This is a genomic window from Aporhodopirellula aestuarii (assembly GCF_023701485.1).
Taxonomy (GTDB): Bacteria; Planctomycetota; Planctomycetia; order Pirellulales; family Pirellulaceae; genus Rhodopirellula; species Rhodopirellula aestuarii.
This window is the reverse complement of record NZ_JAMQBK010000031.1, coordinates 276,688-291,457: the sequence shown is the minus strand read 5'-3', so window position 1 is coordinate 291,457 and position 14,770 is coordinate 276,688. Positions and strand designations below refer to the sequence as shown.

Annotated in this window: 10 protein-coding genes; 4 read left to right on the top strand and 6 right to left on the bottom strand. The window is 54.7% G+C overall.

The window, feature by feature from the left end:
* Positions 1–793: 793 nt before the first annotated feature.
* The 6 genes from NB063_RS12935 to NB063_RS12910 form a co-directional block, all read right to left on the bottom strand.
* Positions 794–1,771 (bottom strand): hypothetical protein, encoded by a 978-nt coding sequence (locus NB063_RS12935; RefSeq protein ID WP_250929141.1) that lies wholly within the window; start codon positions 1,769–1,771, stop codon positions 794–796.
* Between the two features lie 11 nt (positions 1,772–1,782).
* Positions 1,783–3,210 (bottom strand): sulfatase-like hydrolase/transferase, encoded by a 1,428-nt coding sequence (locus NB063_RS12930; RefSeq protein WP_250929140.1) that lies wholly within the window; start codon positions 3,208–3,210, stop codon positions 1,783–1,785.
* A gap of 81 nt (positions 3,211–3,291) precedes the next feature.
* A complete protein-coding gene (locus NB063_RS12925) occupies positions 3,292–4,812 on the bottom strand; it encodes a sulfatase family protein (RefSeq protein ID WP_250929139.1) in 1,521 nt (506 codons plus the stop codon).
* 20 nt (positions 4,813–4,832) lie between these two features.
* Positions 4,833–6,659 carry a sulfatase-like hydrolase/transferase gene (locus NB063_RS12920; RefSeq protein WP_250929138.1) on the bottom strand — a complete coding sequence of 609 codons (1,827 nt, stop codon included), beginning with the start codon at positions 6,657–6,659 and terminating at the stop codon, positions 4,833–4,835.
* Positions 6,660–6,683: 24 nt separating this feature from the next.
* Complete coding sequence (locus tag NB063_RS12915) at positions 6,684–7,997, bottom strand: glycoside hydrolase family 117 protein (RefSeq protein ID WP_250929137.1); 1,314 nt, start codon at positions 7,995–7,997, stop codon at positions 6,684–6,686.
* Between the two features lie 137 nt (positions 7,998–8,134).
* A complete protein-coding gene (locus NB063_RS12910; RefSeq protein ID WP_250929136.1) occupies positions 8,135–9,997 on the bottom strand; it encodes a sulfatase-like hydrolase/transferase in 1,863 nt (620 codons plus the stop codon).
* 522 nt (positions 9,998–10,519) lie between these two features.
* On the opposite strand from NB063_RS12910, the gene NB063_RS12905 reads away from it, so the two are divergent.
* The 4 genes from NB063_RS12905 to NB063_RS12890 all read left to right on the top strand — a co-directional run bounded on the left by NB063_RS12905 (position 10,520) and on the right by NB063_RS12890 (position 14,730).
* On the top strand, positions 10,520–10,690 hold the full coding sequence (locus tag NB063_RS12905; protein ID WP_250929135.1) for a hypothetical protein: 171 nt from the start codon (positions 10,520–10,522) through the stop codon (positions 10,688–10,690).
* 935 nt (positions 10,691–11,625) lie between these two features.
* Entirely contained in the window at positions 11,626–12,030 is a 405-nt protein-coding gene (locus NB063_RS12900; RefSeq protein ID WP_250929134.1) for a hypothetical protein, read from the top strand.
* A 65-nt stretch (positions 12,031–12,095) separates the two neighbouring features.
* A complete protein-coding gene (locus NB063_RS12895) occupies positions 12,096–13,508 on the top strand; it encodes a sodium:solute symporter family transporter (RefSeq protein WP_261367356.1) in 1,413 nt (470 codons plus the stop codon).
* Positions 13,509–13,644: 136 nt separating this feature from the next.
* Positions 13,645–14,730 (top strand): aspartate/ornithine carbamoyltransferase family protein, encoded by a 1,086-nt coding sequence (locus tag NB063_RS12890; protein WP_250929132.1) that lies wholly within the window; start codon positions 13,645–13,647, stop codon positions 14,728–14,730.
* The last annotated feature ends 40 nt before the right edge of the window (positions 14,731–14,770 follow it).

Here is a 14,770-nt window from a genome sequence, read left to right as displayed (position 1 = left end):
GTCTGAATGTCTCCCGCCAACGATCGTGTCCCCTGCCCTGGCGAAGCAACCGAATCCAAATACTAAGCAGGTATGCAGGAATCATCTGGCGAAACTGCCGCGAACTGTAGGCCGGACCGAGGCTTTGCGAGTTCCGGCATTCACTTGCTCAGTCGTGTCGGAACTGCGTCGCTTAGGCTCCTTGGTCCGGCCTACGCCGATCCGATCACGATCAGCGGAATTGTCGTTATACCGAATCACTTCTATGTACCTGATTAGTGCCTCCCGTGTGAGGCAACGAATCTCCAAGAGTACCGTGCTTTCTAAGATGTTTGTGTGGTCGGTCGTGAACAGGACAATCATTTTATGCCGCTGCAAGTCAAGCCTGCTGATTTGCTTAATGACCTTTGGATATTGCTCTGTTAAGTCGTCAACGTCGTGTGGATCATCCTGTATATCATACAACCACTTACCTAAGCGATTTGGCACGCTCAAACTTTGCAGTTCGCTCCTTGCCAAATTCTGTCGGTTTTCTACCGATAGCTGCGTTGGTTTCTGGTAAATGTCCGATGCTTCGCGACGATCCTGGGGCAACGCGAGTGTATAGATCAGCGGCGAAGCCGGACGCTGGTTGATCTACCAACTCGTATCCGCTGCTAAGTTTGGAAATCGGTCGTTACAAAAGAATGCCCAGAACCCAATGGCGATTGTTCGTCATGGACGCGTCGGCGGAATTAGTTGACGCCCTTTACTCAATGAGCGGTTTGTCGAATCGTTTTCACGGCCCAGCAGGATGAGCGGCAACGATCGCTGATTACTTTTGCTGTTGTGTTTCGGGGCGTTCGAAGTGATTCTCGTAAGTCTGTTCGTCTCGTTTGCCATGGCCACTGGCAACGTAATTCATCCATGTCCAAACATCATTGCGGTAACTGCTGGGCTTGAGAGGCCAGCGGTCAGTGTGTGCTGATTTTGCGATCTCATTGGGAAAGCCACCCAGTATTTTTTGAGTGTTGATGCTCGCAAACGAAAATTGGCTGGGGAGGGGGAAGACAGATCGAACGAATCGTTCCGTCTCGCTGACGGTACCATTTTGGCTGACCCAATACGGTCGATCTCCGACTCGCACCAGACGCTTCCTCGCCTCGCGTTGATAGTGTTCCAGAGGTGCTCCCCAAGGCGGTTTCCATTCCTTCACCCCATCAAAATGATCGTGGGTAATGAACGCAGTCCAAAGGTTCGCGATTTCGTCATCGTGAAGTCCGAGGTAGTTCACGCCGATTGCGCCCCGCGAGAACCCACACAGGAACACTGCATTAGGATCGGCACCGAATTGGCGGATGATTCTTGGCACGTTCCGCTTGGCGTATTCCACCGTCGCTTTCTCGTCGCCCCACCAAGTTCGAGCGTTGCCATTGCCGACCTCGTTGATATACGGGAGAGAAACCCAAATGTATTTTCCGCCGGAAAGACCAAACCCGAGAGCCGCGTCTTCCGGCTGACCGGTTGAGCCGCTCTGTGGAAAATAATTACCCGTGTACTCAAAGATGATCGGAAGCGGCTCGCCGTTTGGTTTCCAGTCTTGCGGAAGGTAAAGAGTATGGAACACATCCGTTCCCACATACTCGGGAGCGGTCACAGCGACGCGTTTTCCTGCAGCTGGCGGACCATCGGAGAGGATCGGAACTGTCAGTACTTCAGTCGAGTCTTTCTCAAGACGAGGCTCCACAGCGAACGCTAGCGTGGATGCGATGAAAAAAGTAGCGAACGTTGCCAACACACGTGATCGTTTCATAATCGAAGCCATCAACGGATGGCTTTAAGTTGTTGGAAATACACACGGTTCCACGCGATTGGGTCCGCGCCGATCTGAAACCACTTCGCAAAGGCACGCTGCATCTCGGAAGCGACTTCCGGGTTTTGAGCGATGAGGTCGTTCGATTCGGATGGATCGTTGGCGATGTTGAAGAGCATCGGTCTTCCATGCTCCATGATCTGGATAAGCTTCCATTTGCCTTTGCGAACTGCCCACGCTGGTGGCGGATTGTCATGGTTTTCCCAGCAGTCGCTCTTAATGTCGGTGCATTCAAAGTGTGATCCCGCCCAGAACAGCGGGCGATCGGGTTGCAAATCCTGTTGGGCTTTGAGTGAAGGCAGCAAATCGATGCCGTCGAGCACCTCGTTCTCAGGAGTAGGAATGCCGGCGGCGGCAAGCGCGGTGGGCAGGATGTCGAGCGAGATGACAGGCTGGGTTCGGACTTGATCCGCCGCCACGGCAGCCGGCCAACGGACGATGAACGGGACCTTGTTGCCACCGTCAAACTGAAAGCGTTTGAGTCCACGCAAGTTGCCGTTGCTGCCCTTCCACCAATAAGGAAGACCGCCGTTGTCGCTGAGAAAGAAAATCAGTGTGTCCTTGGCTTTGCCGGACTTGTCGAGTGCATCGAGAACCCGTCCGATGCCCGAATCAAGCTCCGCAACCATTGCTGCCTCGACCAACTCGTGCTTTGGAAATCCAGAAAAACGCGCCGTGGTTTCTTTCGGGGCTTGGTTAGGTCCGTGAACTGCATTGTAAGCTAGGTAGACAAAGAACGGAGTGTCACCGGACTTTTCCATGAAACGGATGGCCCGGTCGGTAAATTCACGCGTGAGATAATCGTGCTGTTCCACCTTGGTGCGGCCATCGAACAGAATAGGGGACTCAAAAAAGTCGGTCTGCGCGCTGTCGAAGCCATAGTATTCATCAAACCCTCTTTCCAACGGATGTTGCCCTGGCTTTTTGGTGCCGAGGTGCCATTTGCCGATCATCGCGGTGGCGTATCCGGCGTCTTTGAAGTAACGCGACATCAGGGTTTGATCACCCGGCACCCCGCTGTTTTTGGCTTGGTTGTCGCAGTTCGCGTAGATGCCGAAACGCTGCTGATAGCGGCCCGTCATGAGACCGGCCCGGGAGGGGCCGCAGACGGAACAGGTAACATAGCCCTCGGTGAATTTCGCACCCTCAGCGGCGAGTCGGTCGATGTTGGGAGTGGTGACGCGTTTCGGATCTCCGCCGTACGAGTTGACGATGCCATAACCGAGGTCGTCGGCAAGAATGACGATGACGTTCGGAGGCGTGGGCGCGGCCGCAGGCAGCAGTGAAGGAAGTCCGATAAGAAAGATCGTAATGGCTTTCGACAAACGGGACGCTGTAGGGGGCAAAAGTGTCATGCGTTTTCTTTGAATCTTGCTCATGGGGGTAAGTTTCGTTCATCACTGGTATGTGGGCGTGAAACGATGCGGATTCATTGCGGGATCTGCACGGAATGAATCCGCTCACTGCGATTGACGGGGGGCTGTCGGGCGGCCGGATTTCACGATGTCCATGTATTCGCTAAACATCTGATCGACCACGGTTTTAAATTCCGGATTGTTGATCAGGTTGCGTTTTTCGTGCGGATCGTTTTGCAAGTTGTAGAGCGATTTGGGTTCAAAGCTTGTGCGTTTGAAGTTGCTCTGGATGATCAGCTTCCACGGCATCTTGCGGAACATCAATTCTTGTCTCGACCCGGCTTGGTTGATGAAAAAGTCACGCTGTTGAAAACTGCCCTTCCCGGTGAGCAGTGGCAGCAGGTTGTTTGAATCCTGGGCTTGGCCTTTTGGGATTTCGGTGCCAACGAGCGCCGCAAATGTAGCGACCATGTCCTGGTTAACTGCCAACTCGTTTGTGATGCCGGGCTTGATATGCCCCGGCCAGACCGCAAAGGTTGGAACGCGGTGTCCACCTTCCAGGGGCGAGTTTTTGGATCCGTTCCATTCACCGCCGGGCTGGTATCCGATTGCCGTGGTTGCTTTCCCGTCCTGCAACCCGCCGTTGTCCGCGGAGAAAACAATGAGCGTGTTCTCAAACTCACCGCTGGCTTTCAATGCATCGACAATACGCTTCACCTGCATATCGAGATCCGCGAGCATGTCGAGGTGTGCGGTGACCGAGCTGCCTCTGACTTTCCGGCCGTCGAATTCGTCGGTCGGACAGTGCGGCAAGTGCACCATCGGGCTGCAGTAATAAAGAAAGAACGGCTTGTCGCTCTGGGCGCCGGATTGAATGAAGTCCACCGCCTTGGACGATAGAATCTTACCGACCTCACGTGTGTCCCAATTGGAATCTCCTGGACCCGGACCCTTGTCACTGACGTCCTTGGGGTTTTTGGCCGTCTGCTCGTTGAAGAAGACAATTTCAGAATCGTCCGCCCACGGAGACCATCGCTGGTTTTCGTAGAACAGGTAGATGGGGCCTTGGATCCCGCAGGGTGCGGTGAAGTCGTAATCAAATCCGCAATACTTTGGGCCGCCGCCGATCCATCGAGTCACGTCCACTTTCTCAATCAGGTCACCAGACTTTGCTCCGCGATAAATCTCTTTTGTACCAGGAACGTAAAAGTCACCACCGAGGTGCCATTTGCCGATGAAGCCCGTGCTGTATCCGGCATCGCGAACCACGGTGCCGAGCGTGACTTCACCCTCCTTGAATGCCGTGGGAGCAAACGTGCTCCAGACACCCGCGGGCGCGTACGAACGATAGTTGTTGTTGCCGCTCATCACTGCGTAGCGGGTTGGTGCGCATAACGCCGTGGCCGAATGCCCATCGGTAAACCAAAGTCCCTGCGCCGCCAACGAATCAATGTTGGGCGTGGACACGACCGGTTCTTGGTTCTGAATGGTTTTCGCGTAATAGCTGACGTCGCCGAGACCGAGATCATCGGCAAGAATGAACACGATGTTCGGTTTGTCGGTGGCAGGCAGTGGAGTTACCCAAACTGCTACGGCAACGAGTGCGAGTACGATTATTTTGAACAAGTTTCTATTTCCTAAGAAGATTAAAAATTTAGTTTGCCGTCATGGGCACCGGGGGCGAAGTTGCTGCGGAAGACCGTCGTTCCCAACGCTTTGTTGTCACCCCAGTCCACTTCGACGCGGTTGTCACCGAGCACAATGTTGAGCAGCTTCTGCTGCATCGCCTTGGCGACGTGCTGGTGTTCCGGATTGAACGCTAGGTTGTTCACTTCTTTGGGGTCGGTCGGCATGTGATAGAGCGCCGGATCGAGATCCTGGTACGAGGCGGTTCGTGCCCAATCCATGTCTTCACCACGCTTCTTGCCGGGACGTGTTTGCATCGAGAACACGTAGTCTTTGGTGCGGATGAACGCACGAGGCCCGATCACGGCGTGGCTTTCGCCGATCACATAGTCGCGGGCTGGGATCTCGCCTGAAACGATTCCTGCTAAGTCCTTGCCGTCGAGGTAGTCATATTTCGCGTCGTCCAGGTTGGCTCCACCTGCGGCCAGGATCGTCGGCATGATGTCCACAAACTCGGTGAAATCGGTAACGACCTTGTCGGCCGGAAACGCTTTCTTGTCCGATGAAACGACGATGATCGGATTGTGGCTATCGACATCCCATGGAGTGAATTTGGAAACCGATCCGTGATCGTTGAGCTTCCAGCCGTGATCGCCACAGACATAGACGATCGTCCAAGGTTGTTGCTGCGACTCGCTGTACTCGATGAAGGAGTCAACGGCTTGGCCAACCAGGACATCACCGTAAGCACAAAACGCGTAGTAGTCTTGGACCATCGCCTGCTTTTCGGTATCGGTGAAATGATCCGAATAGCCGTGCATTACCTGCTTTTTCAGCTGAGCGGGCATCGTTTCCAATTCCTGCTTGTCAAAGACAGGAACCTTGTAGGTGTGTTGTTGAAAACGCTCGCGGAAATCGGCGGGAGGCAGCACGGGGGTATGGGGGAAGTCAAAACCGATGTGACAAAACAACGGCTTGGACGTGTCGACGCCGTCGTATTCTCTGGATCCGACTTGGAAGGATTGGTTCTTGTTATTGAGATAGTCCACGAAGATCGATGCGTAGTAACCGTCACGCGTTTTTCCGGCTTCGCGGGAACTGACGCCGGCCAAAATCATGCCGTTGTCAATGTGCTTGCCCTTCTTCGGATTGTAATGACGCAGCAGGTCATACTTTTCGGTCGTGTCGGCGCAGGTCCCCGCGAACTCAGGCATGATTTTTTCGAGTTCCAGCGAGCAGTATTCGAACTTGCCTTCCGGGGTAACAAAAAACTCAAGGCTTTGAAACGGCTTGTCAAACTTCATGCCGTTGATTTCCGAAATCCAATCCTTGCCCCACGCACACAAGCCATCTTTGGCTAGGTCTTTGAAGTAGAAGCTCTGTTGGTACATCGGGTGCGATGCGGCCCATTTACCTTTAATAGTCTTTAGGCGAACGCCCAGCTTTCCGATGTGTGTCGTTTGGTAGCCTAGTTCCGCCATGCATTCGGGCAGCGTCGGTCGGCAGTGTTCGGCGTTGTTGTTGTGGTACTCAAATTCGTAGACGCCCGAACGGAATGGGTAGCGGCCCAGGTGCATGGACGCACGTGACGGTGCACAGCCTTGTGCTTGGCAATAGGTGTTGATAAACGTCGTTCCCATCTTGGCCAGTCGATCCGTGTTGGGCGATTCGACGTAACCCAGTTCGCTCATTTCGCGGCCGTGCAACATATTGTTGAACGCGCGGATCGAATCGTAACGGTGGTCGTCGGTCAAAATCCACAACACGTTCGGTTGTGGGGGCGGCGACTCGGCGTGAGCGACAGCCCCCAAGGCTAGGCAGATCGCGGCGAATAGGACGTTTCTCATTTTAGATTCTCTGTTTGCTCGTTTTCAGTTTTGTGCCGATGGCTTGTTCAGTTCTGCGGTCTCGCGTGTGACGCGTTCACGTTGCTTGCCGCTGAGTCCTTGCTTGTAGTGGAACTCGGGAGTGAGATTCATGTGGTGCCCCTTCATCTGCGGGTCATCCACGTTGCGGCTTAGGTCGCAATCAAACCGGGTCAAGACTGAATGGTTTCGGTTCCAGTCATTTGCGGCATTGGTGAAGTGCGAAATGCCCCAGGTGATCCCAATGCCGTCCTCCGTGTCGGTAAACGCGTCGGGGACAAATGGGCCCGCGGCATTCGGCATCAACTCGACGATCGAGGCGATCTTGAAGCTCACCCAATCCTCGGCGTACTGGATCGTGTTGCGTTCCATCCCGTCACGGATGACGAACGCGGCAACTCCCTTTTTGAACGGGAACAACGTCGTCTCGTGACCGGAATTGATCACCGGATTGAGCGGGTGTTTGGTAAACGGCCCCAGCGGATTGTCGGCGATCGCTAGACCGTGCATGCGGACTTTGGAGGGGGTGAGTTCAGGCCGTTCGTCAAAATCCGACTTGTAGTACAGGTAGATTTTTCCGTTGTGGACGAGTGGATACGGATCATGGATCGCATGCTGATCCCACTCGCCTTCGGCACCATTGGGGATGACGATTTTGTTGGCTGGCGTCCAAGGTCCGTCCGGTGAATCTGCATAAGAAACCGCTACGGGGCAGTAGTCACCTCGCAGTCCACTGGCTTCCATGAAGGCTTGGTAATAGAGATAGTATTTTCCTTCCCAAACGAGAATGTCCGTGGTGGTAACCGAACGCCAACCAGGGTTGGGCTTGGGCGGTCGAGGCACGGCCACGCCCTGTTCTTGCCATGTAAAGCCATCTTTGGAGGTGGCGTAATAGATGTCTGCCAAATCCCAGTCGGCGGAAGGGATCACATCGGTGGCCTCGGCGGCCCGCGACATGCCGACCGGTTTGACCGGCGTTTTGCGACAGGTGTACCACACGTAGTACTTGCCGTTGGCAAAGATCACTTTGGATGGATCGCGGCGTGTAATCGTGCCATCGCCATCGTTGTAGTCAAAGCCCTTGAGCTTGGTGTATTTGAACTGGGTAAACAGTTCGTTTTGTTCGGGGCGGATGGAGGAGTAAGCGTCATAGTTACGCTGCACCGCGGTGCTCAGAGGCCGATCCGGTTTCTCGTCGGGGACCAAGTAGGGGAAAGCTGGTGCGGGGGTGTTTTCGTCTTCACTGGATGCATCGCTTTGGCCAAAGACGACAAGCAACGCCGCCAAGCTGAAAGAGAGTTTTAATAAGTTCGTCATCATTCAATTCGCCTTGTGTGATCGGATTTCCATTTGGCCTGCGCTCGTTGCGTCTCGTGTCGTCAGCGCAGGAATGTCTTGGCGACTTCCACTCCGCCATTTTGCCTTGTCATTCGCGAACGCTTTTTCTTTGCACGTTGTTAGTTGGGAATGAGGTTTTCAGGGATGTCCGCGTGCTTGTCGTCGGCGCCCTTTGCAAAGTCACTCAGCGAGTAACGGTTCGCTTGCGACCAGTCGCACTCGATACGTCCATCGCCGAGAACGATGTTGCCGAGTTTGTTTCGGAACCACCCGGCGAGTTCGCGATAGTTGGGATCGTTCGCGACGTTGTTGCGTTCGAGAGGATCGTGTTTCAGGTCGTACAACGCGAGGTCCAGCTTTTCGACCGGAGCCTCGAGTGCCCAACTGATGTTCTGACCCATGTTCTGTTCATTGACTTGTCCAGGGAACGGTCGGCTGCGCATAGAGAACCGAAATCTGTCCGTATACATGTAGGCTCGCGGTCCGGCGACGAGGTGGATCTCACCGAGGGTATATTCGCGCGGTGGCGCGGTGCCGTTGAATACGTCGAATAAACTCACGCCGTCGAGGAAGTCAAACTTAGAGGCTTGGATATCCACGCCGCCGGCCGCCAGCAGTGTGGGAGCAAAGTCCACAAATTCGACCATTTTGTCGTAGTGTCCGCCGGCCGGGATCAGGTTTTTGTCAGAGGAGACCAGGATCGCGGCATTCGCGACCGACTGTCCCCATGGACCAAACTTCGCTTCGATCCCTTGTTCGCCGAGGTGCCAACTGTGATCGCCGATGGTGAAGACGATCAAGTACTCCTGGTTCGCGGACTTGCAGTAGGCCTTAAACGCCTCAACGGCTTCGCCCAGCTGTGAGTCGCCGTGTGCGCAGAACGCATAGTAGTCCTGAATCGCTTGCTGTTTTTCAGCTTCGGTCATGCCATCGACTTTGCAACTGTTGTAGAGACGTAGCAATTGCGGCGGGAACTTGGCGAGTTCTTCTTTGTCGAAATCCGGCACGCGATACTTCTTGGTTTGAAAACGGTCGCGGAAAGATTTGGGTGGGAGTACCGGTGTGTGGGGGAAGTGAAAGCCCAAATGAATGAACTGAGGTTTTGCTGTGTTGGCGCCCTGCAGTTCTTGGCCCCAAAGTGTCTTGTAGGTGCGTCCGGCGTTGGCGAGATAGTTTTTCATCTCCGTCGCGATGTGTGCGTCAGCGGTGTCCTCCGCTGGTTTCGGGTTGACGCCGCCAAAGATGAGCGATTTGTTACCCCCATTGGTGTAAGAACGCAGGATGTCGAGTTCCTTGTTGGTTCGCGCGATCGCGGCGAGATCCTCTTCGTTCAGTTTTCCGTCCTTGCGTTGGAGGAAATACGTCCGCTTTGTTCCGTCGGGATAGAACACCACCTCGGTGCCGCCTAAATAGCCGCCTTTGCCGAAGGCTTCCAGCGTGGCGACATCGCCGATGCCTCCACGTTGTAAGCCGTTCTTGTCGTGAACACGCACGTCATAGAATCCTGGGTCATGGAAGCCCTGGCCGGGACCCCATCGGTAGATATACGGATCGTCTTTTCCGAAGGCTGCGGTGGCATAGCCATGCTCGCGGATTATTTGCGGAACGACTGGTCGTACGAAATCAGGATTCTGATGCGTCAATTCGAATGCGTAATGACCATGGCGAAACGGATATCGCCCTGAGTGCATCGAGCCACGTGACGGACCACAAGCGGGAGAGTTACACATTGCCCGAGTGAACAGGATCCCTTCAGCTGCAAGTTTGTCGATGTGAGGGGATTCAACGTATCCAAGTGGACTCTCGTCTTTTCCATCAACCAACCGGTTGAATGCCCTGACCGAATCCGGACGCTGATCGTCGGTGACAATCCATAAGATATTCGGCTTTTCAGCGGCGGTGATCATCGGCGCCAACGCCGTCAGCAACGCAGTGCCAACAAAAAAAATTGGGACTCGCTTCATGGGGGTTCGAGTATTCATTTTGCGGAGAAAGGCTTGGGAGCGATGCGTTCTATATGCCAACGTGGTCTATAGGTCTGCGCAGTTTCGCGGCGAAAGAGAAAGCGATTTTGTCGCGAGTGCTGCAACGCAATGCCGGCTTAATGTAATGATGGATTTCTGAGGCGTTCGAACACCTAATTGTGCACCGGAATAGCATACCTCGACTGAGATTGAGCGTGCTCTCTAAGCTCCTGTAATTCACGTTGGAAATGTGAGATGTTGTGCTCTATGGAGTTGCTTGCTCTATGGATTGCAATTTGGTTTTGTCTGCGACCAGAGCAAGAATCTACTGTTCGAGACGGACGCAAACCAAATGACCATGGCAACACCGGTTGCAGTAGAATTGGCATCGTATGGCATGCCGTTCTTGTTTGATGGCGCAGAGCGGACTCCGATTCGTCGACCCGGCTGCGAAGTGTGTGGAACAAAGGTGACACCCAAGCATGTAGCACTTGAATCGATTGTCATTCTTTGAGAGGCGACGACGACAGGTTGGCATCGATGGTTGCCACGATCCGCGACGTCGATTCAGTGGCAGATAACAAGCGATGGATTTGTGCGGGATTCGAGGAGTGCGTTTGCCCGAGTGTGATCGTGGAACGCGTATTTCTGTATGCGATCGGCGGACGGAAGAGCCTCTGGCAGTGCACAGCGGTTGAGAAGGTGATGTGACCGACGCGCATCGACTTTCAACGATCGCCGAACGAAAGTTATTACGCTCGTCGATGTCGCCCATGAATAGCGGCTTGGTCCATCTTCTGACGAATCTGATTCTTCACCGCGTTTAGCCAATGGACGGTCGTGCTGCGTGAGAAGCGAGCAAGGCGATTTATCATTGCCGCTTCGCCCAAGTTCCAAACGTTTGGTCCACACCAAGTTCGGCGACGATTCTTTGTTGCCGCCCTCACCGTTTGCCGGTGGTTTGGTGATACTCCGCGGTGGTCGGTGGCAGTGCCCATCAACGCGGCCGAGTGAATCGATGTTTGTTGAGCCGTGGTGAACCGCCTGTTGCTTATGCAGTGAACTGAACATCAGACCATGGTTTGGGGTTCGAAAGGGGGTCGGTGGTGGGGGCTGGGCCGTGGGAGGCTGGGCGTGATATTGGAATCATCCAGGGATGAAGCGGTGTGAGCTAATGTTCATGTGTGGTTGTTCGTGAGCCTGTGGGGACCGCGCCAGTTTGTTGCTTGATCGGGTTGGGTGTGCGATAGACACCGGTTTCGACGCGAGCGGAGACGTGTTATCTTCCAAGACGCACCGTGGAGTGGCATCGATGAGTTCGGGTTGCTTTCGAAAAAACACGTTTTGTCGTGCTTTTCCGTTCCGCAATCGCAATTTGATTGGATCTTGTTTCCAGTCGCCAATTCGCATTCGCAAGTAAGGAGACCACAATTTTTCTCGCCGGCCGACAGAGGCGACTTGGCCCTGGTGAGTGAAATTTCGATATCGTTCGGATGCGTTTGCTTATCCCTCGTCTAACGATGGTACTTCTTTGTCAGGCAGTGGCTTTCTCCAGTCACCATGCGTCTGGTGCCGCTCAAGGTCTGTCGGACGCCACGCCTGGATCTGTTTTGTCGGCACCTGAGCCTTTGTTGCCGGGGCCTTTGATGCCTGGTCCCACTGTGGCGGAAATTGTGCTGGTGCAAGCGCGGTTTGATAACGTTCGTGAAGGCTATCAGTCGCTGCAGTGGAATGAGATCGAGGGTGCCAATCGCTATCAAGTGCTCGATTCCGATGGCAATTCTTATTACGAAGGTGGGCTGCCCGAAGCGTTCATTTCGGGGTTGCCTGATGGCGAGCACACCTTTGTCGTTCAGGCTTTTTCCGTTGACGAAGTGCTCGTCGGTGTTACCGGCCAGCCCGCGGTGATTGTGGTCAATCACTGGCCAATGTCTCAGGCGTGGGCGTCGTTCGGTGTGGGGTTGATCGTGTTTCTCGCGATGATCGGTCTGATAGGGGTGGGGGCGTTGAGAGCGTCCAAGGTGACGGAGACATCGAGGGCGGTTTCGTGATTCAAGCGATTTTGAGTGCTCCGGTCGTGGCGACGGCGGTGCTGTCTCCGACGGCCGGTTATGTGATGTTGGCATGCTTCAGCGTGCTGTGGATTTCACTGGGCGTTTGGTGGGGGCGTCGGGCGACGTCGTACGATGGTTTTGCCGTTGCGGGGCGAAACGTCGGTTTGGCGTTGGGGACAGCCACGGCGGTGGCGACTTGGATTACGTCCAACACCACGATGCTGGCACCTCAATTTGCGTTGCAGTTAGGTGTGTGGGGCGCGGTCGCGTATTCGACGGCGAGTTTTGGATTATTCGCGTTTGCGCCCATGAGCGGCCGAATCCGCCAATTGATGCCCAAAGGCTACACCGCGGTTGAGTTTGTGCGGCGGAGATACGGGAGTCTGGGCTCGGTGCCGTTCCTGCTGATTTCGATCTTCTATGCGATCACATGGTTGATCTCAATGTCGATGGCTGGCGGGAAATTGCTGGAAGTTTTGTCGGGAATACCGTATCCCGTTGGCATGTCGGTGGTTGTGGCCGTGTGCGTCACCTACACGCTCTTTGGCGGAATGTACGCGGTGATCGGAACCGACTTTATTCAGAGTTTGATCATTCTGATCGGGTTGGTCGTTGTCGCGATCGCGGTTTTGACGCAAATCGATATCGCTGATGTGCATTCGAAACTGGAGTCCAACCGACCGATGTTATTGTCGGTGTTCTTTCCGGCGGCGTTGATGGCGTTGTTCAATAACATGCTGTTCGGGTTTGGTGAAATTTTCCACAGCAATGTCTGGTGGAGCCGCGCGTTCGCGATGCGAGAGGGTGTCGGCCCGAAGGCCTACGCACTCGGCGGGGTGTTGTGGTTGCCGGTGCCGATCGTGGCCGGGTTTCTGGGGTTGGCGGCTCCGGCGCTGGGCATTGGGATCAGTCAACCGGATACGGTTGGGCCCTTGGTGGCGGCCACGTTATTGGGCACGGGGGGCGCGTTGTTGGTGTTCGTCGTCGTGTTCTGCTCGTTGGCATCGAGCATTGATAGCCTGTTGGCGGCAACGGCGGACTTGATCGTCAATGACATCGTTGAACCGATCGCGAAATCGTCGCCAAGCGGTTTGAAGTCCGGCGGAGGAGCGATGTCGGACTCGGCCAAACGACGTGCATCGACGTTGTCGATTATCTTTTTGGGATTGCTGTCATGGGGAGTGGCGTATCCGAATGTGGGGACGCTGGCGACAGTATTGTTCTTTGCCGGTCCGATGGTCGGTAGCTGCATTTGGCCGATCGTCGGTGGGCTTTATTTCAAGCGTCCGAGCCCTCTGGCCGCGGGAGCCGCGATGGTGGTCGGGACCGCGACAGGGCTGTGGGCCTACTTCGCCATCGGATGGTTTGTCGCGTCGTTGGTCGGTGCTGCTGTATCCGGCGTCGTGTTTGGTTTGGCGACGTGGTTGGCACCCGACGATTTTAATTTTTCGACTCTTGCTGATGAGGCAACGTGAGCAAGATGTTTCCGCTTTGGTTTTTACAACTGTTAGTGATTGGTGCGTTGGCGTTAACGTGCGTCGGCGTGGTGGCACTGATCGCGTTCCTAATCATCGACTCTCGAGACCGACAAATCTGGTGAGTAGTACGAGCATGAATACCAGCAATCAAGAAGCATCTCCGTTGACGTCGGCGGCCACAAATTCGAAAGGGCAGCGGCTCTCTCCATCGGCGCTGTTGGAGTATTGCGATCACAAGATCGATCGCGAAGCGTTGAAAACGTTAGCGGGCCAATCGATTTTGCACCCGCGTCAGTTCAACCGACGGAGCGTCGTCGCGATCGCCCAGCTTGCGGCGTTACTGGAATCTCGCAACGTCGAGATGGACAAACCTCTTGACGGAAAGATCGCGATCACGGCCTTTTTCGAAGCCAGCACGCGGACGCGTTTGTCGTTTGAAAGTGCCGTTTTACGGTTAGACGGCAAGGTGTTGTCGGTGCCCGATGGACAGGTTACCGGAATCGCGAAAGGCGAATCGCTCGCGGATATCGGCGAAATGTTTAATACGTACGGTGATGTGGTCATCATGCGACATCCCGATACGAATTGTTTGGACGAGATCAGCAAGAATTTACAACGGCCGCTGATCAATGCGGGGAATGGATCGGGGCATCATCCGACGCAGGCGCTGATCGATTGGTATGCGTTGTTAAAGTGGCGTCCCGAACTGTGTCGTTCAGATTGCCCGCCAGAGAAACGCGTTCACTTGGGGATCATCGGCACGCCCGGTTCGATGCGGGCGGTGAAGAGTTTTGTACGCTTGGCGTTGATGTTTCCCGGGGCGGTGAAAAAGATCACGTTGATTTCGGAGCTGGCGGATCCCGTCGGGTTGGATTTGACCGAACCGATCGAAGAATCGGCGATTGAGCTGGAAATCATCAATGATGTTCAAGAGGTGTTGCCCGAACTGGATGTCGTCTATGTCAACTCGATTGCGTTTCTCGGCGACAGTTACCGAAAGCTGGACGCGAGATACAAGTTGGATGCCGGCAGTCGCCTCAAATCCGGCGCCGTGATCTTGCACCCGTTGGCCCGTAACGACGAAGTCAGCGAAAATCTGGACGAGACGGAACACAATTTGTACTTCGCTCAAGCAGCCGGAGCCGTGTTCGTGCGGCAGTCCGTGCTCGCCTCCGTTCTCGACCGGCTCGATCGAATCTCAGGATTGGGCGAGAGCTGATTTTTCTCACCGCGGTCGTCTTGAAATCTCTCCTTCGAAC

Excerpts from the sequence above, each read along its gene's own strand:
- NB063_RS12905 (WP_250929135.1), top strand. The coding sequence starts at position 10,520 with ATGGTTGCCACGATCCGCGACGTCGATTCAGTGGCAGATAACAAGCGA.
- NB063_RS12895 (WP_261367356.1), top strand. The coding sequence starts at position 12,096 with ATGTTGGCATGCTTCAGCGTGCTGTGGATTTCACTGGGCGTTTGGTGG.
- NB063_RS12890 (WP_250929132.1), top strand. The coding sequence starts at position 13,645 with ATGAATACCAGCAATCAAGAAGCATCTCCGTTGACGTCGGCGGCCACA.
- NB063_RS12935 (WP_250929141.1), bottom strand. The coding sequence starts at position 1,771 with ATGAAACGATCACGTGTGTTGGCAACGTTCGCTACTTTTTTCATCGCA.
- NB063_RS12915 (WP_250929137.1), bottom strand. The coding sequence starts at position 7,997 with ATGATGACGAACTTATTAAAACTCTCTTTCAGCTTGGCGGCGTTGCTT.
- NB063_RS12920 (WP_250929138.1), bottom strand. The coding sequence starts at position 6,659 with ATGAGAAACGTCCTATTCGCCGCGATCTGCCTAGCCTTGGGGGCTGTC.
- NB063_RS12900 (WP_250929134.1), top strand. The coding sequence starts at position 11,626 with ATGCCTGGTCCCACTGTGGCGGAAATTGTGCTGGTGCAAGCGCGGTTT.
- NB063_RS12930 (WP_250929140.1), bottom strand. The coding sequence starts at position 3,210 with ATGAGCAAGATTCAAAGAAAACGCATGACACTTTTGCCCCCTACAGCG.
- NB063_RS12910 (WP_250929136.1), bottom strand. The coding sequence starts at position 9,997 with ATGAATACTCGAACCCCCATGAAGCGAGTCCCAATTTTTTTTGTTGGC.